At 62.9% G+C, this 23,456-nt stretch carries 20 protein-coding genes and 2 tRNA genes; 8 read left to right on the forward strand and 14 right to left on the reverse strand.

From position 1 onward, the window contains the following. Window positions 1-10: 10 nt before the first annotated feature. From atpC to ACI3EV_RS07130, 5 genes are all read right to left on the reverse strand, one after another. Window positions 11-475, reverse strand: a complete 465-nt coding sequence (gene atpC / locus ACI3EV_RS07110; protein WP_337691284.1) for an ATP synthase F1 subunit epsilon — start codon at window positions 473-475, stop codon at window positions 11-13. Then, window positions 465-1,373 carry an ATP synthase F1 subunit gamma gene (gene atpG, locus ACI3EV_RS07115; protein ID WP_329771558.1) on the reverse strand — a complete coding sequence of 303 codons (909 nt, stop codon included), beginning with the start codon at window positions 1,371-1,373 and terminating at the stop codon, window positions 465-467. Before atpG ends, atpC begins: the two co-directional genes overlap by 11 nt. A gap of 13 nt (window positions 1,374-1,386) precedes the next feature. After that, the gene (locus tag ACI3EV_RS07120) at window positions 1,387-1,902 is read right to left on the reverse strand and encodes a disulfide bond formation protein B (RefSeq protein WP_337691286.1); all 516 of its coding nucleotides are present in this window, start codon (window positions 1,900-1,902) and stop codon (window positions 1,387-1,389) included. A 140-nt stretch (window positions 1,903-2,042) separates the two neighbouring features. Beyond that, window positions 2,043-2,119, reverse strand: a tRNA-Arg gene (locus ACI3EV_RS07125). Window positions 2,120-2,198: 79 nt separating this feature from the next. Next, window positions 2,199-2,275 (reverse strand) — tRNA-Pro (locus ACI3EV_RS07130). Window positions 2,276-2,435: 160 nt separating this feature from the next. On the opposite strand from ACI3EV_RS07130, the gene ACI3EV_RS07135 reads away from it, so the two are divergent. Continuing rightward, entirely contained in the window at window positions 2,436-3,326 is an 891-nt protein-coding gene (locus ACI3EV_RS07135; RefSeq protein ID WP_329771560.1) for a CaiB/BaiF CoA-transferase family protein, read from the forward strand. 19 nt (window positions 3,327-3,345) lie between these two features. Beyond that, on the forward strand, window positions 3,346-4,818 hold the full coding sequence (locus tag ACI3EV_RS07140) for an RNB domain-containing ribonuclease (protein ID WP_337691289.1): 1,473 nt from the start codon (window positions 3,346-3,348) through the stop codon (window positions 4,816-4,818). A 12-nt stretch (window positions 4,819-4,830) separates the two neighbouring features. On the opposite strand, the gene ACI3EV_RS07145 is transcribed toward ACI3EV_RS07140, so the two are convergent. Next, entirely contained in the window at window positions 4,831-5,928 is a 1,098-nt protein-coding gene (locus ACI3EV_RS07145) for an FUSC family protein (RefSeq protein ID WP_329771562.1), read from the reverse strand. 395 nt (window positions 5,929-6,323) lie between these two features. Here ACI3EV_RS07145 and rpoD point away from each other — a divergent pair, with 395 nt between their 5' ends. Both rpoD and ACI3EV_RS07155 read left to right on the forward strand, forming a co-directional pair. Continuing rightward, complete coding sequence (gene rpoD, locus ACI3EV_RS07150) at window positions 6,324-8,783, forward strand: RNA polymerase sigma factor RpoD (protein WP_329771563.1); 2,460 nt, start codon at window positions 6,324-6,326, stop codon at window positions 8,781-8,783. 173 nt (window positions 8,784-8,956) lie between these two features. Beyond that, window positions 8,957-9,316 (forward strand): FKBP-type peptidyl-prolyl cis-trans isomerase, encoded by a 360-nt coding sequence (locus ACI3EV_RS07155; RefSeq protein ID WP_329771605.1) that lies wholly within the window; start codon window positions 8,957-8,959, stop codon window positions 9,314-9,316. Window positions 9,317-9,525: 209 nt separating this feature from the next. Here ACI3EV_RS07155 and rhuM read toward each other — a convergent pair whose 3' ends face one another. Together rhuM and ACI3EV_RS07165 are read right to left on the reverse strand one after the other, a co-directional pair. Beyond that, window positions 9,526-10,512, reverse strand: a complete 987-nt coding sequence (rhuM, locus tag ACI3EV_RS07160; protein ID WP_337691292.1) for a RhuM family protein — start codon at window positions 10,510-10,512, stop codon at window positions 9,526-9,528. Next, window positions 10,509-10,688, reverse strand: a complete 180-nt coding sequence (locus tag ACI3EV_RS07165) for a hypothetical protein (RefSeq protein WP_329771565.1) — start codon at window positions 10,686-10,688, stop codon at window positions 10,509-10,511. Before ACI3EV_RS07165 ends, rhuM begins: the two co-directional genes overlap by 4 nt. A 296-nt stretch (window positions 10,689-10,984) precedes the next feature. On the opposite strand from ACI3EV_RS07165, the gene grpE reads away from it, so the two are divergent. The 3 genes from grpE (at window position 10,985) to dnaJ (ending at window position 14,843) form a co-directional block, all read left to right on the forward strand. Further along, window positions 10,985-11,521: a nucleotide exchange factor GrpE gene (gene grpE, locus ACI3EV_RS07170; protein WP_329771566.1), complete on the forward strand. Its 537-nt coding sequence runs from the start codon at window positions 10,985-10,987 to the stop codon at window positions 11,519-11,521. A gap of 143 nt (window positions 11,522-11,664) precedes the next feature. After that, the gene (gene dnaK, locus ACI3EV_RS07175) at window positions 11,665-13,581 is read left to right on the forward strand and encodes a molecular chaperone DnaK (protein ID WP_337691297.1); all 1,917 of its coding nucleotides are present in this window, start codon (window positions 11,665-11,667) and stop codon (window positions 13,579-13,581) included. A 131-nt stretch (window positions 13,582-13,712) separates the two neighbouring features. Then, window positions 13,713-14,843, forward strand: a complete 1,131-nt coding sequence (gene dnaJ / locus ACI3EV_RS07180; RefSeq protein WP_337691299.1) for a molecular chaperone DnaJ — start codon at window positions 13,713-13,715, stop codon at window positions 14,841-14,843. 73 nt (window positions 14,844-14,916) lie between these two features. Here the strand turns inward: dnaJ and ACI3EV_RS07185 are convergent, their stop codons facing one another. Both ACI3EV_RS07185 and selD read right to left on the reverse strand, forming a co-directional pair. Further along, window positions 14,917-15,876 (reverse strand): nitronate monooxygenase family protein, encoded by a 960-nt coding sequence (locus ACI3EV_RS07185; protein WP_329771569.1) that lies wholly within the window; start codon window positions 15,874-15,876, stop codon window positions 14,917-14,919. Between the two features lie 88 nt (window positions 15,877-15,964). Continuing rightward, entirely contained in the window at window positions 15,965-17,017 is a 1,053-nt protein-coding gene (selD, locus tag ACI3EV_RS07190) for a selenide, water dikinase SelD (RefSeq protein WP_329771570.1), read from the reverse strand. Window positions 17,018-17,092: 75 nt separating this feature from the next. Between selD and mnmH the strand changes: the two genes are divergently transcribed. Beyond that, the gene (mnmH, locus tag ACI3EV_RS07195) at window positions 17,093-18,148 is read left to right on the forward strand and encodes a tRNA 2-selenouridine(34) synthase MnmH (protein WP_337691302.1); all 1,056 of its coding nucleotides are present in this window, start codon (window positions 17,093-17,095) and stop codon (window positions 18,146-18,148) included. Window positions 18,149-18,257: 109 nt separating this feature from the next. On the opposite strand, the gene ACI3EV_RS07200 is transcribed toward mnmH, so the two are convergent. From ACI3EV_RS07200 to ACI3EV_RS07215, 4 genes are all read right to left on the reverse strand, one after another. Beyond that, window positions 18,258-20,069 (reverse strand): acyl-CoA dehydrogenase, encoded by a 1,812-nt coding sequence (locus ACI3EV_RS07200; RefSeq protein ID WP_337691305.1) that lies wholly within the window; start codon window positions 20,067-20,069, stop codon window positions 18,258-18,260. Window positions 20,070-20,187: 118 nt separating this feature from the next. Next, window positions 20,188-21,120, reverse strand: coding sequence for an electron transfer flavoprotein subunit alpha/FixB family protein (locus ACI3EV_RS07205; protein WP_018715908.1), 933 nt, complete (start codon window positions 21,118-21,120; stop codon window positions 20,188-20,190). Between the two features lie 35 nt (window positions 21,121-21,155). Then, window positions 21,156-21,905 carry an electron transfer flavoprotein subunit beta/FixA family protein gene (locus ACI3EV_RS07210; protein WP_018715907.1) on the reverse strand — a complete coding sequence of 250 codons (750 nt, stop codon included), beginning with the start codon at window positions 21,903-21,905 and terminating at the stop codon, window positions 21,156-21,158. 86 nt (window positions 21,906-21,991) lie between these two features. Continuing rightward, the gene (locus tag ACI3EV_RS07215; protein WP_337691307.1) at window positions 21,992-23,425 is read right to left on the reverse strand and encodes a mechanosensitive ion channel domain-containing protein; all 1,434 of its coding nucleotides are present in this window, start codon (window positions 23,423-23,425) and stop codon (window positions 21,992-21,994) included. Between the last annotated feature and the right edge of the window lie 31 nt (window positions 23,426-23,456).

A 23,456-nucleotide genomic window follows, 5' to 3' on the forward strand; every position in this document is an offset into this window, starting at 1 on the left:
GTGTGCGGGATCAGGGATCGCGCCCGAACAGCACCATCTGGAAGAAGCGCAGCAGCTCCTGGTCGAGCGAGGCCTTGATACCCTTGAAATCGGCCTGGCGCGGTTCCGGGATGCGCTGGACTTCCGCACGGTGCAAGGCCTCGGCGCGGCGCACGGCATCGGCCTCTTCCGAACGCACGGCGTGATCGGCCAGCACATGCACATAACCCGGCCCGATTTCGGCCAGGCCACCAATGACATACATGCCGGCCGGTTCGGCATCGGGCGTGACGCGGTAACTCAGTGTTCCGGCGCGCAAGGTGGTCAGCACCGGCACGTGGCCGGCCAACACGCCCATGCCACCGGCCGCCCCGGGCAGGTTGACCTCGTGCACGACGCCGCTGAACAGCAGCTCGCTCACCGTGCCCACTTCCAGGTGCAGGTGCTTGGGCAGGCCGCGATGGCCAGGAGGATGGACAAGGGATTCAGCGTTCATCAATGGCTGCCGCTCCGGCCACGATCTCGATCAGCTCGCGCGTGATCGCTTCCTGTCGGGCCTTGTGGTATTGCAGGGTCAGTTCTTCCACGCGCTGGTCGGCGTTTTCGGAAGCGGACTTCATGGCCGTCATGCGCGCGGCCTGTTCGCAGGCGGCGTTTTCGGCTACGGCCTGGTAGATGATGGTCTCGACGTAGCGTAGCAGCAAGGCATCAACCACCTCCTGCTCGCCGGGCTCGTAGATATAGTCCACGCTGTCATGCAGCGCATGGCGGTGCAGCGACAGCTGCAGGTGCTCCGGCACGCCTGCCAGCGGATTGCCCAGTGGCAGAAAGCGTGACAGCAGTGGCTGGTAGCTCAGCACGTTGACGAAACGGTTCGTCGCCACATAGAGCTCGTCGATCTCGCCCTGCAGGAACTGCAGGATTGGTACCGACATGGTGCCAAGCAGATCTTCCGAGGCCTCGAATTCGCTGCCGGCCGAGGCATGGGCGACCACCTTGCAGCCACAGCGTTTCAGCGTGGCCAGACCACGCTGGCCAATGATGGTCAGGCTGCACTCCCGTCCGTCCTGCTGCCAGCGCTCCAGCTGCTGCACCACCTCCTGCAGCAGGCGGGTGTTGAGCGGACCGCACATGCCGCGATCCGTCGTGACGACGATCAGGCCAACCCGCCTGGCCGGCTCGCGCTGCGCCATCAGCGCCGGCTGGTAGTCGCCACCCACGTGCACGAAGCGTGCCATCATCTTGCGCAGGATGCGGCCATACGGGCGAATGCTCTCGGCGCGCTTGCGCGCCTGCGCCAGTCGCGCAAACGCCATGCGCTCCATGGCGCGCGTGATCTTGCGAGTCTTGTTGATATTGGTGATCTGGGCGCGTATCTCGCGCGTCTGTGCCATGGCTTGCGGACTGTCAGCGACGACGGCGCAGGATGGCCCAGAACCAGCCCAGGCAGACCAGCGCAATCGCGGCAAAGCCGACGAAAGACCAGTTGGCAATCGTGCCACCCAGGAAAGTCCAGTCCACCGCCGTACAGTCACCGCTGCCGGCAAAGATACGCGGCAGCGCCTGGCTCAGCGGCAGCTGCTCGATCATGCCGTAGAAGTCACGGCCGCAGCTGTAGAACTCGGGCGGATACCACTGCAGCCAGGACTGGCGCGCGGCGGTAAAGGCGCCAAACAGCGCCACCGGCAGGATCAGGCCCATGGCCGCTATCGGTGCCTTGCACTTGCCCAGCGCAGCCCCCAGCAGTGCCAGGATCAGCACCACGATATAGGCGTAGCGCTGCACGATGCACATCGGGCACGGCGTCAGGCCCAGGCCGTATTGCAGGTACATGCCAAAGCCCAGCATGCCGACGATGACGGCAGCCATCCACAACAGGGTGCGGCGCGGGGTGGAGAAAAACAGGGAGATGAAGCTGGTCATGATGGGACTTTCAGGTGGGCGGGATGACACCGGAATGCCTCCTCCAACTGAATATTATTCCCCAAATGCGCGCTTGTGTGCAGTGCAGCATCAATTCCGTGCAGGGATACCGGCCTTCGTGCTGGCCGCAGCGGAGTGACTGGCCTGCCCGGAGGGACTCGAACCCCCGACCTGCTGCTTAGAAGGCAGCTGCTCTATCCAGTTGAGCTACGGGCAGTCATGGCTGGCGATTGTACCGGGCGCGCAATGGCGCGCAGATACAAAAAAAGGATCGGCTGGCGCCAATCCCTGGAATATGGTCGGAGCAGAGAGATTCGAACTCCCGACCCTCTGGTCCCAAACCAGATGCGCTACCAGACTGCGCTATGCTCCGAAACACGAGATTATAGCGGGTCTGGCAAGGTCTTGCAGCACCGTTACCGCTTATTTCTGCAAGATGCCCCACGCGCCCCGGACAGGCGACCGGCAGCCGCTATAGTGGCATGAACGATCCGAGCATCGCTATGACTACAGGAACTACAGGAGACTTGCCCATGCAGCCCAGCTTTCGTCCGCTTGACGGGATCCGCATCCTCAGCCTGGCACTGAATCTTCCCGGCCCGGCCGCACTGCAACGCTGTGCCGATCTGGGAGCCGTCTGCAGCAAGCTGGAACCGCTGGCCGCACCCGGGCAGCGCAGCAGTGATCCGATGCTGGCCTACACGCCCAAGGGCTACGAAGACCTGCACCAGGGCATCCGTACCCTGCAGGCCAACCTCAAGACCCCCGAGGGCCAGGCCACGTTGCACGAAGAACTGGCGCGCACCGATGTGCTGCTGACCTCTTTCCGCAAGAGCGCCATGCTCAAGCTCGGCGTCGACTGGGACACGCTGCACCCGCGCTACCCGCAGCTCTCGCTAGTGGCCATCTACGGCAACCTTGACGATCCTGATGAGGCCGGCCACGACCTGACCTACCAGGCGCAGAACGATCTGGTCAACGGCCTGCACATGCCCCCCACCCTGTTTGCCGACATGTCCGGCGCGCTCATGGCGACCGAAGCCGTGCTCGGCTGCTGTCTGCATCGCCAGGAGCACGGCTGCGGCACGGTACGCGAAGTCGGTCTGAGCCAGGCGGTGTCCTTTCTGGCGATTCCGCGCACGCGCTACGCCATGCTCGGCCCTGATACGCAACTCGGCGGCCAGCACGTCGGCTACCGCGTCTATGCCTGTCAGGATGGCCGCGTGGCACTGGCGGCGCTGGAGCCGGTGTTCTACCAGCGCCTGTGCCAGCTGATTGGCGGACTGGACGCCTCCGAGCCCGACCTGATGCTGCGCGAGGAGACCGCCGGCATCATCGGCCAGTGGCTGGCCGGCAAGACGCGCGCCGAACTGGGCGAGCTGGCACGCCAGCACGACCTGCCACTGGAAACCCTGCCCGCCTGATCCCGCACTGGAGCCCCGCATGACCCCCAGCTATTCCCAACAACAGGAACTGATTGAACTGGCGCGTACCGCCATGCGCGAACGCGGCCTGTGGCCGGATTTTTCCTCGGCTGCCAGGGAACAGACGGCCGCCATGGACCAGCCCGGTGAACCGCATGCCGGCGAGGTGCGTGACCTGCGCGCCCTACTCTGGTGCTCCATCGACAACGACGATTCTCGCGATCTGGACCAAATCACTGCCAGCGAGCCGCTGGATGATGGCAGCGTGCGCATCCTGGTCGGCATTGCCGATGTCGATGCGCTGGTGCGCCAGAACACGCCGGTGGACCAGCATGCGGCGCACAACACCACCTCGGTCTATACCTCGGCCATCATCTTTCCGATGCTGCCCGAAAAGCTATCCACCGGGCTGACCTCACTGAACCCGCAGGAAGACCGGCTCGCCATGGTGACCGACATGGTATTCCAGCCCGATGGCACGCTGGGCAGCGCCACCGTCTACCGCGCCTGGGTGCATAACCACGCCAAGCTGGCCTATGACGCCGTCAGCGACTGGATCGTCGGCAAGGGGCCGCTACCCGAGGCAGCCGCAGCCGTGCCTGGCATGGACGTCCAGCTGCGCACACAGGATGCGGTCGCGCAACAGTTGCGCGACCGCCGTATTGAAAACGGTGCGCTCGAATTCCAGACCTTCCAGCCCAAGGCGGTGTTCAAGGACGGCAAGCTGGTCAAGATCACCGAACAGGAACAGAACCGCGCGCGCCAGCTGATCCAGGAATTCATGATCGCCACCAATGGCGTGGCGGCACGCTTTCTGGCGCAACAGGGCCGCAGCTCGCTGCGCCGCGTGGTGCGCTCGCCGGAGCGCTGGCAGCGCATCGTGACGGAAGCAGCCCGCCTCGGCACCGACCTGCCACCGGAACCGGACGGCCCAGCACTGGAGGCCTTTCTGGCGAAGCAGCGTGCCCGCGATCCGGACCGTTTCCCGGACCTGTCGCTGACCATCATCAAGCTGATGGGTGCCGGCGAATACGCGCTCGAAACCCCGGGCGGCAACAGCACCGGCCACTTTGGCCTGGCAGTACGCGACTACTCGCACTCCACCGCGCCGAATCGCCGCTTCCCCGACCTGATCACGGCGCGCCTGCTCAAGGCCGCGCTCAAGAATCTGCCCGCTCCCTACTCCGACGACGAACTGGCCCGCCTGGCCGAGCACTGCACGCGCCAGGAAGACGCCTCAAACAAGGTAGAGCGCCAGATCCACAAGTCCGAAGCAGCGCTGATCCTGGAAGCGCATATCGGCAAGGAGTTTGATGGCATCGTCACCGGCGTGTCCAAGGGCAACAACTGGGTGCGCATTTTCCAGCCGCCGGCCGAAGGCAAGCTCAACGTGCGCCGTGGCGACTCGGTGCACGTGGGCAAGCGCGTGCGCGTGAAACTGCTGTCCACCGATGTGGAACGCGGCCACATCGACTTCGAACTGGTCAGCTGAAGCGCCTGTCGCTCAGGCCTGATGCCGCTGCGTCGGCGGCATCGGCCGGCGGAACAGGTGCCGGCTGACCCACTCGCGCAGCGTCAGATTGTGCAGGAAGACGCCACCCACCACGCCGATCACGCTGCCGACCACGATATCGATCAGGCGCGCCTGGATGATCACGTCTGGCGGCAGCTGCATGTTGGCGCCAGCCTCGGCCAGCAGGATCGTCAAGGGTGTGATGAAGATCACCGCCAGCCCGTAGTGGCGCACCACCAGCATCTCGATGATGAAGCTCAGCGTCGTCAGGATCAGGAACAGGCTCCAGGGATTCAGCTGCAACGTCAGCAACAGCCAAGTCAGCACCATGCCGGCAGCCGTCCCCAGGATGCGGTGCACCTGCTTGTTCCAGACCGCGCGCATGGTCACGTTCTGCATGATGGCGATGCAACTCACCGGTGCCCAGTAGGCCGAGCGCAGGCCCATCAGTTCGGCTACCACCAACGCCAGGCCAACGAACACGGCAATCAGCACCGAGTCATAGACCACGTACTGGAAATCGTAATGGGGCGAAGGAGCTGGCTGCGGGGGTGGCAGGCGCGGCATCATCCACAAGCTGTAGAAAAAGGCCATCAGCAGCGCCAGCATGCTGCCCATGAACACCAGGCCGACGCGCAAGGGAATCAGTTCCACGTTCACCGGCAGGTAGGCACCAATCGACGCCACCATGATGAAGAAGAAGCTGCCCGGTGGCGGCAGGCGGTAGAAACGCGTCACCATGCCGACCAGCAGCGTGAGAAAGGTCAGCACCACTGGCGTTGCCAGCGGATGCAGCGCGCTGCCCATTTGCGCCAGGCCAAAGCTGGCAGCCATGGCGAAGGCGCACACCATCAGCACCACCATGCGCTGCGCCAGTGGCAGGTTGGCGATATAGAGGAACACCAGGCCGCCGAGCGAGGACAGCACGCCGTACTGCACATGGCCGAACCAGGCCCCTACCGCCAGCGGCAGACCGCTGGCCAGCGCCGCCGCAAACGGCAGCTGCCAGGGACGGTCGCTGTGCTTGAAGTCGGTCAGGTGGTACCACTCGGTGCGCACCAGTTGGGACAGCCGTTGCCAGAAGGTCATGTCGTCAGGTTTGCCTAGCATAGAAAGTCGGCGTTGTCAGCCTATTTGAGACTTTTATCTTGAATTTTTTCAGGGATTTTGTATAATATAGGGATTCGACACGGCAAGCGCGACAGCAGCACCTCCGAGCCCGGCCCACCGAGGGATATACACACCCCAACCGGCCACCTCCATCGCAAGGACTGTACTCCAAATGTTCGCCCTTCCCTCTTGCCAATGTCAACCCCGGTCACGCCGCCTGCAGCCAGGTCATGGATGTTCCGGGGTTGCTCTCCTTATGGCAAGTGTTTTCCTCTACTGGAAATCGGCTTTTCCGTTCCCATATGGCGAGCATGCGTCGCACCATGGCCTGCATGGTGCCTGCCCGGAACAGTTCAAAAGGAAGGGTTCAGCCTATGGCCACCAGTAAAACCAGCACCACCACCGATACCGAACAGGACGTGAACAGCACGCCTGCGACCGAGCCGGCCAAGAAGCCCGCGGTGCGTCGCACCACCACGCGCAAGACCACCACGGCTGCTGCAGCCGCTGCTCCCGAGGCTGCCGCTGACGGCACCGAAGCCAAGCCAGCTCCCCGTACCCGCCGCGTAGCCGCCAAGCCGGCTGCCGCCGCCGCAACGGACGAGGCCGCCACCCCGGTCAAGCGCACCACCACGCGCCGCACCACCGCCGCAGCCAAGGCTGCTGCTGACACCGAGACTGCCGCAGACGCTACGGCTGAAGAGGCCACACCGGCTAAGAAGCCGGCCACGCGCCGCCGCACCACCGCTGCCGCCAGCACCACCGCCGCCAAGACGCCGGCCCGCCGTGGCCGCAAGCCTGCTGCCAAGGACGATGACGACGATACCGATCTGTCCGACGTCGAAAACGAATTTGGCGTGGACGAGGAGCCCGAAGAGGAAGCTCCTGCAGCCGATGCTGCCGCTGCACCGGTCGAGAAGGTCAAGCCGCTGCGCATGAAGCTGTCCAAGGCCAAGGAACGCGCCCTGATGAAGGAATTCGGCCTGGACGAAGTCGCCCTGTCCGAAGAGGAAGTCTCGACCCGCCGCCAGCGCCTGAAGGAGCTGATCAAGCTGGGAAAGACGCGCGGCTACCTGACCAATGCCGAAATTTCCGACCACCTGCCCGACAAGCTGGTCGATGCCGAAACGCTGGAAGTCGTCATCTCCATGATGATCGACATGGGCATCTCCGTCTACGAGCAAACGCCCGATGCCGACACCCTGCTGCTGAACAGCTCCAACACCGCCACCACCAGCGAGGAAGAGGCCGAGGAAGAAGCCGAAGCCGCGCTGTCCAACGTGGACAACGAATTCGGCCGCACCACCGACCCGGTACGCATGTACATGCGCGAGATGGGCACGGTCGAGCTGCTCACGCGTGAAGGCGAGATCGAGATCGCCAAGCGCATCGAGGGCGGCATGATGGACATGATGGAAGCCATTTCCGGCTCCCCTGCCACCATTGACGAGATCCTGGCCATGGCCGAGGAGATCCGCGAAGACAAGGTCGTGATCACCACCGTGGTGGACGGTTTTGCCGATGCCGACGAGAACGACGACTACGTGGCCGAAGAGGACGAAGACGAGGTCGACGACGATGACGACGGCGGCACCAAGTCCCAGACCAAGATGATGGAAATGGTCAAGAACGAAGCCCTGCGCCGCTTTGACGACATGCGCACCAGCTTCGAGGCCATGCTGGCCGCCTACGAAAAGGACGGCTACGGCTCGCCCGCCTACCTGCAGGCGCAGAAGGAAATCAGCAGCAAGCTGATGACGATCCGCTTCACCGCCAAGACCATCGAAAAGCTGTGCGATACCGTGCGCGAACAGGTCGAGGAAGTGCGCAAGAACCAGCGCCTGCTGCGCCAGATCATCGTGGACAAGTGCCACATGCCGCAAGAGAAATTCGTTGCCGAGTTTGCCGACAATCTGCTCAACCTGCAGTGGGTGGAACAGCAGGCAGCCGCCGGCAAGCCCTGGAGCGAGACCCTGAGCCGCAACATCCCGCCGGTGCAGGAGCTGCAGCAGCGCCTGATCGACCTGCAGACGCGCGTCGTGGTGCCGCTGGAAGAACTCAAGGCGATCAACAAGCGCATGATCGACGGCGAGCGCTTCTCGCGCAATGCCAAGAAGGAGATGATCGAGGCCAACCTGCGCCTGGTGATCTCGATTGCCAAAAAGTACACCAACCGTGGCCTGCAGTTCCTCGACCTGATCCAGGAAGGCAACATCGGCCTGATGAAGGCGGTGGACAAGTTCGAATTCCGTCGCGGCTTCAAGTTCTCGACCTATGCCACCTGGTGGATTCGCCAGGCGATCACGCGCAGTATTGCCGACCAGGCTCGCACCATCCGCATCCCGGTGCACATGATCGAGACCATCAACAAGATGAACCGCATCTCGCGCCAGCACCTGCAGGAATTCGGCTTCGAGCCGGATGCCTCGATCCTGGCCGAGAAGATGGACATCCCCGAGGAAAAGATCCGCAAGATCATGAAGATCGCCAAGGAGCCGATCTCCATGGAAACGCCGATCGGCGACGACGACGATTCGCACCTGGGCGATTTCATCGAGGACAGCGTCAACACCGCACCGATCGAGGCCGCCATGCAGGCCGGCCTGCGCGATGTGGTGAAGGACATCCTCGATTCGCTCACGCCGCGCGAAGCCAAGGTGCTGCGCATGCGTTTCGGCATCGAGATGGACAACGACCACACGCTGGAAGAAGTCGGCAAGCAGTTCGACGTCACGCGTGAGCGTATCCGCCAGATCGAGCACAAGGCGCTGCGCAAGCTCAAGCACCCGACCCGCAGCGACAAGCTGCGCACCTTCCTGGGCAGCAACGACTGATGGCCAAGACCCTGTCCACCCGCGGCGTGCTCTGCGCAGCCGCGCTGTCCGCCCTGGCGCTGGCTGGCTGCAGCCAGAACGCCAGCAAGGCACCCGCTGCGGCGGCCAGTGCAGCGGCTGCTGCGCCGGCCTCCGCCTCCTCTTCCCTTTCCACCTCTTCTGATCCCAACAAGATGAACCAGACCATCACCACGGCCAGCGGCCTGCAATACATCGACACCCAGATCGGCGACGGCGCTGAAGCCAAGCCCGGCCAACACGTGCTGGTGCACTACACCGGCTGGCTCTATGAGAACGGCCAGCAAGGCACCAAGTTCGACTCCAGCCTGGACCGCGGCCAGCCGTTTGCCTTTGGCCTGGGCCAGGGCATGGTCATCAAGGGCTGGGACGAAGGCGTTGCCGGCATGAAGATCGGCGGCTCGCGCACGCTGATCATTCCGGCCGAGCTGGGCTACGGCAGCCGCGGAGCCGGTGGCGTGATCCCGCCGAACGCGACGCTGAAGTTTGACGTACAGCTGCTGGATCTGCGCTGATCCTGGTGGTGCTGCCTGGCGACAGGCTGCCGTTCCTGCAACCCCGATGCAGCTTGTCTGCTCGGGGTTTTTTCTTGCACAGGCTTCAGGTTCAGCGCCTGGCTGCTCCCAGCAGGTCTGCGCCACCATCGCGTTTCAGCATTTCGTACACCACTGACAGGAACAGACTGCGGGTGTCTTCATTGCCTGCTCCACGCGTCTTGTACAGCTCATGACTGCGCCGGACCGGCAAGCATGTTCATGATCAGCCGGATCAGGGTGTCCTTCTGCGCTGGATCAGACTCTGCGACCAGCAACGCCAACGCGGCCAGTCCAATATCATTGATCACCGGCTGACCTGCGGCATCCAGCAGACGGCCGTTGCGATGCAGGAAGTCGACGAACAGGTAGGCACCGCTACGCTTGTTGCCATCGGCAAATGGGTGATTCTTGATGACGAAGTACAGCAGGTGTGCCGCCTTGGCCTCGACACTGGGATAAGCAGGCTCGCCAAACACGCTCTGGTCCAGATTGCCCAGCAGAGCCGCCAGGCCATCGCTACGCTCGCGGGCGAACAGCTCGGTGGCTTCGCCACGCGCCATCAGGCTGGCCTTGAGACCGGCAAGCGCCTTGCGGGCTTCTTCTACTGTCGGCAGTACGCCGCCGGTCTGCACCAAAGGGTCAGCCAGCAAGCCTTCGTCGTAGCGTTGCAGCAGCAGGAAAGTCTGTGCATAACGACTGACAATATCCGCCAGTCCACGTCCGGCATCCGCACCCAGCTCCGGGTTGCCCGCCAGCCTGCGCACCATATGCAGCGCTGCTTCCAGTTCTCGGGCATTGGTTTCGAAGCGCTGGTGATCGAGGGTGTAACCACGGGTCAGGTGTTCACGCAGCACGCGGGTGGCCCATTGGCGGAAGCGAGTCGCACGCGCGGAATTGACCCGGTAGCCGACTGAAATGACGGCGTCCAGATTGAAATGTTCCAGGTTTCGGATAACCTGGCGCATCCCTTCGATTCGAACCATTTCCATTTTGGAAACAGTTGCCTCCCGCATCAGTTCGCCGCTGAGATAAATGTTTTTCAGGTGTTTGGAGATGGCAGCCTTCTGCACCGCGAAAAGGCTGGCCATCTGGTCCTGCGTCAACCAAAGGCTCTCTCCTTCCAGACGCACCTCAAGTTGTCCTGCCTCACCCTCGAAAATTACCATCTCGCTCATGCCGTCACCTCACCCAACAGCACGGCAATGTCGGCCTCGGCCGTCCGCGTGCGGCCATCGATCAGGCCATTGACTGAACTGATAACGACAACGCTGGCCAGCGCGGATTGCTTGAAGTCGCCACGCACGGCATCTGCCACGCTCCAGATGAAGTCGGCAAGGTTTTGTTGGTTCATGGTGTATGGCCTACAAGGTATTGCAGCGAGTATGCCACCGAAGGTGCTTGCCAGACCCCGGTTGCCCAGGCGTCGCGGGATGCGCCAGTCCTGCGCATTTTCATGCGCTCCATGTTCGCGCAATTCATGACCCCGTCCCCCACTCTCCATGAGGGGAATTCCCTGTATCGACAAGCACTTGCCCGAGCACAACAGCAGCTTGCACCAGCGCTCTTGAAATCCTCCGGCCCGCTCCCATTTGTAACCTGACGCGCAGCCCCGGCTGCCACCCTGTTTTGACCTTTCGGACCCATCACATGACGACTACCCCTGACCATCAGCCCGACAACGTCCAGAACGACACCCCCGAAGCCACCATCGACGCTGCCCAGGCGGCTACCGACACCGCTGCGCTGCAGGCGCAGGTGCAGGAGCTGCAAGACCAGTACCTGCGTGCCCAGGCCGAAGTGCAGAACGCACGCCGCCGTGCCGACGACGAGGTGCAGAAGGCGCGCAAGTTCGGTATCGAGAGCTTTGCCGAAAGCCTGCTGCCGGTGCTGGACAGCCTGGAAGCCGCGCTGGCGATCCCGAACGGCACCGCCGAGCAGCTGCGTGAAGGCACAGATGCCACGCTGCGCCAGCTGCTGAGCGCGCTGGAGCGCAACAAGGTGATCGCGATTGCCCCGGCACAGGGCGACAAGTTCAACCCCAACCACCATCAGGCCCTCAGCGTGGTCCCCGCCCCCGAAGGCGTGACGCTGGAGCCCAACAGCATCGTCAACGTGCTGCAAAAAGGCTACCTGATTGCCGACCGCGTGCTGCGTCCGGCGCTGGTGATGGTCAGCCCGAGCTGATCGCCCTGCCGGAAGCGCAGCACATGCGACGCCGGCCTTGAAATTCTTTTCTGCAACCACATATCTGAACCAAGCGGCAGCGCCGCAGCCCGGCATACACGGGACGGACGCTGCAAACACATTGCCTCAAGGAGCCATTCAACATGGGAAAAATCATCGGTATTGACCTGGGTACCACCAACTCTTGCGTTGCCATCATGGAAGGCAACACCACGCGCGTGATCGAGAACGCCGAAGGCGCGCGTACCACTCCGTCCATCGTCGCCTACCTGGAAGACGGCGAAGTACTGGTTGGCGCACCGGCCAAGCGCCAGGCTGTCACCAACCCCAAGAACACCCTGTTCGCGATCAAGCGCCTGATCGGCCGCAAGTTCACCGAGAAGGAAGTGCAGAAAGACATCGACATGATGCCTTTCTCCATCGTCGCGGCTGACAACGGCGATGCCTGGGTGGATGCCCAGGGCAAGAAGCTGGCACCGCAACAGGTCAGCGCCGAAATCCTGCGCAAGATGAAGAAGACCGCCGAGGACTACCTGGGCGAGCCCGTAACCGAAGCCGTGATCACGGTGCCGGCCTACTTCAACGACAGCCAGCGCCAGGCCACCAAGGACGCTGGCCGCATCGCCGGCCTGGACGTGAAGCGCATCATCAACGAGCCGACTGCTGCGGCCCTGGCCTTTGGCCTGGACAAGCAGGACAAGGCCGACCGCAAGATCGCTGTATATGACCTGGGCGGCGGTACCTTCGACGTCTCCATCATCGAGATTGCCGATGTTGACGGCGAGAAGCAGTTCGAAGTGCTGTCTACCAACGGCGACACCTTCCTGGGCGGCGAGGACTTCGACCAGCGCATCATCGACTACATCATCACCGAGTTCAAGAAGGAACAAGGCGTTGACCTGAGCAAGGACGTGCTGGCCCTGCAGCGCCTGAAGGAAGCTGCTGAAAAGGCCAAGATCGAGCTGTCCAGCACCACGGCTAGCGACATCAACCTGCCCTACATCACGGCCGATGCCTCCGGTCCCAAGCACCTGAACATCAAGCTGACCCGCGCCAAGCTGGAAGCCTTGGTGGAAGACCTGGTCCAGCGCTCTATCGAGCCCTGCAAGATCGCCATGAAGGATGCCGGCCTGAGCGTGAACGAGATCTCCGACGTGATCCTGGTCGGCGGCATGACGCGCATGCCCAAGGTGCAGGACACGGTGAAGGAATTCTTCGGCAAGGAGCCGCGCAAGGACGTGAACCCGGATGAAGCCGTGGCCGTCGGTGCCGCGATCCAGGGCCAGGTGCTGAGCGGCGACCGCAAGGACGTGCTGCTGCTGGACGTGACCCCGCTGTCCCTGGGCATCGAGACCATGGGCAACGTCATGACCAAGATGATCCAGAAGAACACCACGATCCCGACCAAGTTCGCGCAGACCTTCTCGACCGCAGAAGACAACCAGCCTGCCGTGACCATCAAGGTCTACCAGGGTGAGCGTGAAGTGACTGCCGGCAACAAGCTGCTGGGCGAATTCAACCTGGAAGGCATTGCCCCGTCTCCGCGCGGCGTGCCGCAGATCGAGGTGACCTTCGACATCGACGCCAACGGCATCCTGCACGTGAGCGCCAAGGACAAGGGTACCGGCAAGGAAAACAAGATCACCATCAAGGCCAACACCGGCCTGAGCGAGGACGAAATCCAGCAGATGGTGAAAGATGCCGAGCTGAACGCCGCCGAAGACCACAAGAAGGTCGAGCTGGTGCAGGCGCGCAACCAGGGCGATGCCATGGCGCACAGCGTCAAGAAGAGCATGACCGAGTACGGCGACAAGCTGGACGCTGGCGAGAAGGACAAGATCGAATCCGCCATCAAGGATCTGGAAGAAGCCATCAAGGGCGACGACAAGGAAGCTATCGAGAGCAAGACCAATGCCCTGATGGAAGCCAGCCAGAAACTGGGCGAGAAGATCTACGCCGACCAGGCTGCCACCGCTGGTGCCGAAGCACCGGCCGGCAACGCTGGCGCTGCTGACGACGACGTGGTTGACGCCGAAGTCAAGGAAGTGAAGAAGGACTGATCCGTCAGTTGCAGGGCAGTGCCGCCAGGCCCTGCCCTGCTGCCACGGACGTTGCGCCGCGCCCACCGTTTTCAGGTGACGCGGCGTTTGTGTTCCAGCCGGCTCCATGCGGCTGGTGAACAGGAATAGCCATGTCAAAACGCGATTACTACGAAGTCCTGGGCGTCCCCCGCAACGCCGGTGAGGACGAGATCAAGAAGGCCTACCGCAAGCTGGCCATGAAATACCACCCTGACCGCAACCAGGGCGACAAGGCCGCCGAGGCCGAAGCCCAGTTCAAGGAGGTCAAGGAAGCCTACGAGATGCTGTCCGACAGCCAGAAACGCGCCGCCTACGACCAGTACGGCCATGCCGGTGTCGATCCCAACATGGGTGCCGGCGGTTTCGGTGGCGGCTTTGGTGGCGGCTTCGAGAGCTTCAGCGACATCTTCGGCGACATCTTTGGCCAGGCCCGTGGTGGCCGCGGCGGCCGCCAGGTGCACCGTGGCAACGACCTCAGCTACTCGATGGACATCACGCTGGAAGAGGCGGCCAACGGCAAGGACGCGCAGATTCGTATCCCGAGCTGGGACGATTGCGACACCTGCCACGGCACGGGTGCCAAGCCCGGCACCAGCAGCAAGACCTGTACCACCTGTGGCGGCAGCGGCGTGGTGCAGATGCGCCAGGGTTTCTTCAGCGTGCAGCAGACCTGCCCGCACTGCCACGGCTCCGGCAAGATCATCCCCGAGCCCTGCACCAGCTGCCATGGCCAGGGCAAGATCAAGAAGCAGAAGACGCTGGAAGTGAAGATTCCGGCCGGTATCGACGACGGCATGCGCATCCGCAGCGCCGGCAATGGCGAACCGAGTCCGAACGGCGGCCCGCCGGGCGACCTCTACATCGAAATCCGCATCCGCAAGCACGAGGTGTTCGAGCGCGATGGTGACGACCTGCACTGCGTGGTGCCGATCAGCTTCACCAAGGCCGCCCTGGGTGGCGAGATCGAGGTACCGACGCTGACTGGCAAGGCCGTGATCGACATCCCGGAAGGCACGCAGCACGGCAAGCAGTTCCGACTGCGCGGTCGCGGCATCAAGGGCGTACGATCCTCCAGCAATGGTGACCTGTACTGCCATATCACGGTCGAGACGCCGGTCAAGCTGACCGAGCACCAGCGCAAGCTGCTCAAGCAGCTCGACGAATCGCTGGAGAAAGGCGGCGGCAAGCACAGCCCGAACGAGAAATCCTGGTTCGACAAGGCGAAGGACTTCTTCTCCTGATACCGGTAGCTCCAAAGACAAGGCCCTGCAGTGATCGCTGCAGGGCCTTGCTTTTGGTGGAATGCGTGGCTGATCAGACGTTCAGCAGCGCATCGCGCGCCTGCACGTATTCGCGCTTGAGCTGGCTTACGTAATCGGCCACCGGCTGCACCTGCTTGACCGCGCCAATACCCTGGCCACAGCCCCAGATGTCCTTCCAGGCCTTGGCCGCACCGCTGCCAAAATCCATCTTGCTCGGATCGGCTTCAGGCAGCTGCGCCGGGTCCAGGCCGGCAGCACGGATTGACGGGGCCAGGTAGTTGCCATGCACGCCGGTGAACAGGTTGGTGTAGACGATGTCGTCGGAGTTGCTGTCCACCACGCACTGCTTGTAGGCATCGCTGGCACGCGCTTCATCGGTAGCGATAAAGGGGCTGCCGATATAGGCAAAGTCGGCGCCCATGGCCTGCGCCGCCAGGATCGCGCCACCCGTCGCGATCGAGCCGCTCAGCGCCAGCGGGCCGTCAAACCACTGGCGCAGCTCCTGCACCAGCGCAAACGGGCTCTTCACGCCAGCGTGGCCGCCGGCTCCAGTGGCCACGGCGATCAGGCCATCGGCACCCTTCTCGATCGCCTTGCGCGCAAAGCGGTTGTTGATGACGTCGTGCATGACCACGCCGCCATAGCTGTGCGCGGCCTGGTTGATCTCTTCCACCGCGCCCAGGCTGGTGATGATGATCGGCACCTTGTACTTGACGCACAGCGCCATGTCTTCCATCAGGCGTGCATTGCTCTTGTGCACGATCTGGTTGATGGCAAACGGCGCCGCCGGCGACTCCGGATGCGCCGCATTGTGTGCATCCAGCGCCTCGGTGATCTCGGCCAGCCACTCGTCCAGCTGCGAGGCCGGGCGGGCGTTCAGCGCAGGCATGGAGCCGACGACGCCAGCCTTGCACTGCGCAATCACCATCTGCGGGTTGCTGATGATGAACATCGGCGAAGCGATGACCGGGAATTTCACGCGCGCCAGCGCGCCGGGGAGGGATCGGCCCATGGTGTCTCCTGTTGCGTGGCAGTTCTGTGCTGCCGGTTCAGTTCGGGTTGACGGCCACCGCATGGGTGGCCGTTTCGGCATCACGATATCATAAAATCGAACGAATGTTCACTTGTGGATTGCCCTCGGTCAGACGACCGACCACGGCAGCCTGGCCGAAGCCGGCATCGCGGAAAGTGGCCAGCACCTGATCGACGGCATCCGGCGCACAACTCACCAGCAGGCCACCCGAAGTCTGCGGATCGGTCAGCAGTTTCTGCTGCCATTCGGCCATGCCTGCCTCCAGCGCCACTTCACCGCCATAGCTGGCCCAGTTGCGCGTGGAGGCACCGGTGGAAATGCCCTGCTGCACCAGCTCCAGCGCCTGCGGGATCTTGGGTACGGCGTCAAAACCCAGCTCGGCCGACAGACCAGCCGCACGGCAGATTTCCAGCAGGTGGCCCAGCAGGCCAAAGCCGGTGACGTCAGTCATGGCATGCACGGCGTCCAGCTGGCCCAGCGTGGTGCCAACACGGTTGAGCTGCGTGGTGTACTGCACCATCAGGGCATAGCCCTCTTCGCTCAGGATGTCCTTCTTGAGCGCGGCCGACAACACGCCAATGCCAAGCGGCTTGCCCAGGATCAGCACGTCACCAGCCCGAGCGCTGCTGTTCTTCTTCATGCGCTGCGGATGCACCAGGCCGATCGCCACCAGACCGTAGATCGGCTCGACCACATCGATCGAGTGGCCGCCGGCAATTGGAATACCGGCTTCGGCACAGATGGAGGCACCACCTTCGAGGATCTGGCTGATGGTCTCGACCGGCAGCTTGTCGATCGGCATGCCGACCAGTGCCAGCGCCAGCAGGGGCTGCCCGCCCATGGCGTAGATATCAGAGATGGCGTTGGTGGCGGCAATACGGCCAAAATCACGCGGATTGTCGACAATCGGCGTGAAGAAATCGGTGGTAGCGACCACGGCCTGCTCATCGTTGAGCTGGTAGACGGCCGCGTCGTCAGATGATTCGGTACCGACCAGCAGCTGCGCCGGCAGCACGCCTGCCGGTACGTGCGACATGATTTCGCGCAGCAGCGAAGGCGCAATCTTGCAGCCGCAGCCGCCGCCGTGCGCCAGGGAGGTCAATCGGGGAGTCGTAGTCATGGGAATCCTGTCACTGTCTTTATCTCAAGGATGATACGACTTAAGATAGCGGGTTGCACCGACTCGGCTACTTTCATGAAAAACTCCTGGCTTGTTCCGCCCACTGACATTGGCAATTTCAGCACCATCATCGATGTGCGCACGCCGCTTGAATTTTCCGAAGACCATGTGCCCGGAGCCATCAACTGCCCGGTGCTGAGCAACGAGCAGCGCGCCAAGGTCGGCACCATCTACAAGCAGGTGTCGCCGTTCGAGGCCAAGAAGATCGGTGGTGCGCTGATTGCCGCCAATATCGCCACGCATATCCAGCAGCAGATGCTGGACATGCCGAAAGGCTGGCGACCGCTGATCTACTGCTGGCGCGGCGGCATGCGCAGCGGTGCCATGCAGATCATCCTGCGCCAGATCGGCTGGCAGGCGCACAAGCTCGAAGGCGGCTACAAGGCCTTCCGCCACCACGTGATCGAGCAGACCGCCCTGCTCGCGCCCAGGCTGCCGCTGCGCATCATCTGCGGCGCCACCGGCAGCGCCAAGACGCGCATCCTGCAGGCCATCGGAGCCCAAGGCGGCCAGATCCTGGACCTGGAAACCCTGGCCAGCCACAAGGGCTCGGTACTCGGCTCCTTGCCCGGACAGCCACAGCCCAGCCAGAAAGGTTTCGAGACCGCGCTCTGGCAGGCGCTGGAACGGCTGGACCCGACGCGCCCGGTCTTTGTCGAGGCAGAAAGCCGCAAGGTCGGCAACCTGCATATCCCCGAACCGCTGATCGAGCGCATGCGCGCATCGCCCTGCCTGGATATCGAGGCCACGCGCGAGGCGCGCATTGCCTTCCTGCAGCGCGATTACGACTATGCCTGCCAGAACCTGCCCTGGCTGGAGCAGCGCCTGGACAAGCTGATCGAGCGCCAGGGGCGCGCCGTGGTTGATGGCTGGAAAGCCCTGGCTGCACAAGGCGAATGGAGCAGCCTGGTCGGCGAGCTGCTGGACCAGCACTACGACCCACTCTACCGCGCTTCGCAAGGCGGCAACTACACTGGCGAACGTCCCTGGCCAAGCTTTGCCACCGATGACCTGTCCGAGGCCGGCATTGAAACGCTGGCACGCCAGATCCTGCAGCGCAGCGCCAGCTGAGCTGGCCACCCTGCTCTCCTAGCCCGCATAAAAAATCCCCAGCCGGTTGTCCGACTGGGGATGCGTGCCATTAACGGCCACCCCGTGCGGAGTGACCTGGCCTTGCCGATTACAGCAGGTCCACGTTGATGGCGTTGGTAGCCGCGTGACCGGCCACGATGCTGTGCGCCACGCCCGGAGCCTTGCTCAGGATGTGGTCAGCGTAGAAGCGTGCCACCTGCACCTTGGCCTGGTAGAACTTCTCGCCGTAGTTGTCGTCAGAAGCGACACCAGCGGCCAGCTTGCCTTCTGCCACCAGCAGGGCACGCGCCAGCTGCCAGCCGCAGACCATGTTGGCGGTCAGCATCAGGTAGGGCACGCTGCCAGCGTAGGCGGCGTTGGGGTTGCTCTTGCCGTTGGCAACCATGAAGTCCACCACCTGCAGCACGGCTTCGCGGGCAGCGGTCAGCGTCTTCAGCACGGCCTGGGCATTCTCGCCACCGTTGGCGGCCAGTTCGGATTCGGTCTGCTGCACCATGCCAGCCACTTTCTTCACCAGCTCGCCGCCATCACGCACGGTCTTGCGTCCCACCAGGTCGTTGGACTGGATCGCCGTCGTGCCTTCGTAGATGGTCAGGATCTTGCTGTCACGGTAGTACTGGGCCGCGCCGGTTTCCTCGATGAAGCCCATGCCGCCGTGCACCTGCACGCCCAGGCTGGTGACTTCCTGGCTCATTTCGGTGCTGAAGCCCTTGACCAGCGGCACGGTGAACTCGTACAGCGCCTGCTGCTCTTCGCGCACGGCCGCATCGGGATGGTGATGAGCAGCGTCAAAGGCGGCGGCAGACACGCTGGACAGCGCACGGGCACCTTCGGTATAGGCACGCATGGTCATCAGCATGCGCTTGATGTCCGGGTGCTGGATGATGGCCACGGCTTCCTTGGCGGAACCGTCCACCGGGCGGCTCTGCACGCGCTCGCGGGCGTAATTGACAGCGTGCTGGTAGGAGCGCTCGGCAATGCTGATGCCCTGCACGCCCACCGCGTAGCGGGCTGCGTTCATCATGATGAACATGTATTCCAGGCCGCGGTTTTCTTCACCGACCAGGTAGCCGGTAGCGCCGCCGTTGTCACCAAACTGCAGCACGCAGGTCGGGCTGGCCTTGATGCCCAGCTTGTGCTCGATGCTGACGCAGTGCACGTCGTTGCGATCGCCCACGCTGCCGTCGGCATTGACCAGGAACTTGGGCACCACGAACAGGCTGATACCCTTCACACCCTCCGGCGCACCGGCCACGCGGGCCAGCGTCAGGTGGATGATGTTCTCGGCCATGTCATGCTCACCCCAGGTGATGAAGATCTTGGTGCCGAACACCTTGAAGCTGCCGTCCTCGTTGCGCTCGGCGCGGCTGCGCACCAGCGACAGGTCGGAACCGGCCTGCGGCTCGGTCAGGTTCATGGTACCGGTCCACTCGCCGGACACCAGCTTGGGCAGATAGGTTTGCTTGAGCTCATCGGAACCTGCCGTCAGCAGGGCCTCGATGGCACCGTCGGTCAGCATCGGGCACAGCGCGAAGCTCATGTTGGCCGCGTTGGTCATTTCGCCGCAAGCTGCACCAATGGTCTTGGGCAGGCCCTGGCCGCCAAAATCGACCGGGTGCTGCAGACCCTGCCAGCCGCCTTCGACAAACTGCTGGTAGGCTTCCTTGAAGCCGGGTGTGGCGGTTACCACGTCGCCACTCAGCGAGCTGGGGTTCTTGTCACCCTCGAAATTCAGCGGTGCAACCACGTCCTGGTTGAGCTTGGCCATTTCTTCCAGCACGGCCTGCGCCGTTTCCACGCCCGCATCTGCGAACTCGGGAATGGCTTGCGCCAGGGCATCAAGACCAGCCAGATGCTCCATGTTGAAGACCATATCCTTGATCGGGGCGGTATAGCTCATGCATTTTCTCCTTGTATGAGTGAGGTAACGGGTTGTATTCAGTATAGGACAACAGCCGGACAAAAAAGGCCGCTCCGGTCAAGAAGCGGCCTGTCCTTGATTCAGGTCTGACTGCTGATTACAGCTTGCTGACCAGTTCCGGGGTGGCGGTGAACAGGTCAGCCACCAGACCATAATCGGCCACGCTGAAAATCGGCGCTTCCGGATCCTTGTTGACGGCAACGATCACCTTGCTGTCCTTCATGCCGGCCAGGTGCTGGATGGCACCGGAAATGCCCAGCGCGATGTACAGCTCGGGAGCCACGATCTTGCCGGTCTGGCCAACCTGCAGGTCATTGGGCGCGTAGCCGGCGTCTACGGCAGCGCGGGAGGCGCCAATGGCAGCATTCAGCTTGTCGGCCAGCGGCGTCAGCACTTCCTGGAACTTCTCGTCGCTGCCCAGGGCGCGGCCACCGGACACGATGATCTTGGCGGCGGTCAGTTCGGGACGGTCGGACTTGGTCACTTCACGGCCAACGAAGCTGGACTTGCCGCTGTCGGCAGCAGCCGCCACGGATTCGACAGCAGCGCTGCCGCCGGTAGCTGCAGCGGCGTCAAAGCCGGTGGAGCGCACGGTGATGACCTTCACGGCATCGGTGCTCTGCACGGTGGCAATGGCGTTGCCGGCGTAGATCGGGCGCTCGAAGGTATCGGCGCTATCAACCTTGGTGATGTCGCTGATCTGAGCCACGTCCAGCTTGGCCGCCACGCGCGGAGCGACGTTCTTGCCGCTGGCAGTGGCCGGGAACAGGATGTGGCTGTAATCACCGGCCACGGCCAGCACCTGGGCGGCCAGGTTCTCGGCCAGGCCTTCGGCCAGGGAAGCGCCATCAGCGTGCAGCACCTTGCTCACGCCGGCGATCTGGGCAGCCGCCTGGGCAGCAGCAGCGGCATTGCTGCCGGCCACCAGCACGTGCACTTCACCACCACACTGGGCAGCGGCGGTCACGGTGTTCAGGGTAGCGCCCTTGATGGAAGCATTGTCGTGTTCTGCGATCACGAGTGCGGTCATGTCTTATCTCCTGTGATTCTTGCTGTGGGGCCCGATCAGATGACCTTGGCTTCGTTCTTGAGCTTGTCGACCAGCGTGGTGACGTCGGGCACGATGATGCCGGCGCTGCGCTTGGCCGGCTCGGCCACTTTCAGCGTCTTCAGGCGGGACGTCACGTCCACGCCCAGGTCTTCCGGCTTCATGGTGTCGATCGGCTTCTTCTTGGCCTTCATGATGTTGGGCAGCGTGACATAACGCGGCTCGTTCAGGCGCAGGTCGGTGGTGACCACGGCCGGCAGGCTGATCGAGAGGGTTTCCAGACCGCCGTCTACTTCACGCGTGACGCTGGCCTTGCCATCGGCCACTTCGACCTTGCTGGCGAACGTGGCCTGCGGCAGATCCAGCAGCGCAGCCAGCATCTGGCCAACCTGGTTGGAATCATCATCAATGGCCTGCTTGCCCAGGATGATCAGCTCAGCCTGTTCCTTGTCCTGAACCGCTTTCAGCAGCTTGGCCACGGCCAGCGGCTGCAGCTCTTCGGCCGACTCGACCAGAATGCCACGGTCGGCACCAATGGCCATGGCGGTACGCAGGGTTTCCTGTGCCTGGGTCGGGCCGCAGGACACGGCGATGACCTCGGTCACGATGCCCTTTTCCTTCAGGCGAACGGCTTCTTCCACCGCAATTTCGTCGAACGGGTTCATGCTCATCTTGACGTTGGCAATATCCACGCCCGTGTTGTCGGACTTGACGCGAACCTTGACGTTGTAGTCAACCACGCGCTTGACTGCGACCAGTGCTTTCATGAAGTGATCTCCTGATTATTGAAACTTGTTTCGCAAGTGCTTCATTCACCCGCAGAGTGGCAATTGACGTAAACGTCAATTTATTGTCATTCTACTGAAGAATTCGGCATTTGCGCAGATTTTTTGTGAACGGTAGTGCTTTTTTCCAGCTGACTCAACAATGCATCCAGTCCGCCGGCCTTTTCAGCCAGCAGCGCCAGCCCGGCCAGGGTGTCGCCAGGTGCTGTGCTGGCGCCTGCCTCGGGTACGGGGTACAGGCGCTTGGGTAAAGGAAATTCTATGCCATGTTCACGCGCCCGTTCGAGGAAACGCCGATTGATTTCCGAGAACAATCCGGCGGTGCCATTATCAGGATCCTCCACCTTGATACCCAGGCTGAACTCCAGACCCTCCGGACTGAATCGCGATAGGTTGACACTGGCTTCGCCGATCACACGCGGCACATCGCGCGCGGCCTCGATCAGCAGGCGGCGTACCAGTTCGGCGTCGCTGTCGTAGGCCACGGTGACCGTGGTCGATACCGTCAGCGCACGCGTATGCAGGGAATTGTTCTCGACACGCTGCGTGACCATCAACTCGTTGGGCAGTATCGCTTCCACACCAGACAGAGAGCGAATGGTCGTGTAGCGCGCCCGGATATCCGTGACCTTGCCACTGAAGCCATCGACCACCACGGAGTCGCCGATGCGGATATTGCGCTCGGCCAGCAGCACAAATCCGCTGACATAGTTGGCAGCCAGCTTCTGCAGGCCCAGGCCGATGCCGACGCCCAATGCGCCGCCCAGCACGGACAACACGGTCAGGTCGATGCCGACCAGCGACATCGCCAGCATCACGGCAAATACCGCCAGACCGGCTCTGATCATGTTGCTGGCGATCTTGCGCATGGACAGTTCATTGCCGATGGCGTTGCGCAGCAGGCGCTGCTCGATCAGCGAGGCCAGCCAGAACGACAGCATCACTGCCATCGCAATCAGCAAAGCGCCCTGCAGGAAGGACAGCACGGTGAACTGGCTGCTGCCGATCTTGAAGCTGATCAGTTCCAGCTGCTCCAGGATCACAGGCAGCACGCCAAACATCCACAGCACCACCACGATCCAGACCGCCCAGGAAATCGTGTTTTCCACCAGTCGCACCCAGCGTGTTTCCTCATAGGCCAGGCGCAGGAGCTTGGCGCCCAGGCGAATCAGTACCAAGGCCAGCAACACCGGCAGCGCCACGCGAAACACCGAATACTGTGTTTCCACGCCCAGCATCCAGGGCGCCGCCGACGCCAGCAGCAGCCACAGCAGCGGAAACAGCACGCCGTCATAATGGCGCTGGCCAAACAGCACGGAACGGCTGCGGCGTTCTTCCGTGGCCGGCCAGATCGATTCCACGCGCTGGCGCAGCAGGCGCACCAGCCCGTAGGCGATCAGCCCCATCAGCAGCAGCAGTCCGAGCTGCTGCAGCACATCGGGGCGGCTGATGGTATCGAACCAGAGGATCCAGTCCTCCAGAAAAGCGTGGGCATTCTGCATCGGGGGCTATCGTGTCATGATGAAAAAGGCA

The organism is Allobrachymonas wangyanguii, from assembly GCF_045055315.1.
Classification (GTDB): domain Bacteria; phylum Pseudomonadota; class Gammaproteobacteria; order Burkholderiales; family Burkholderiaceae_C; genus Brachymonas; species Brachymonas wangyanguii.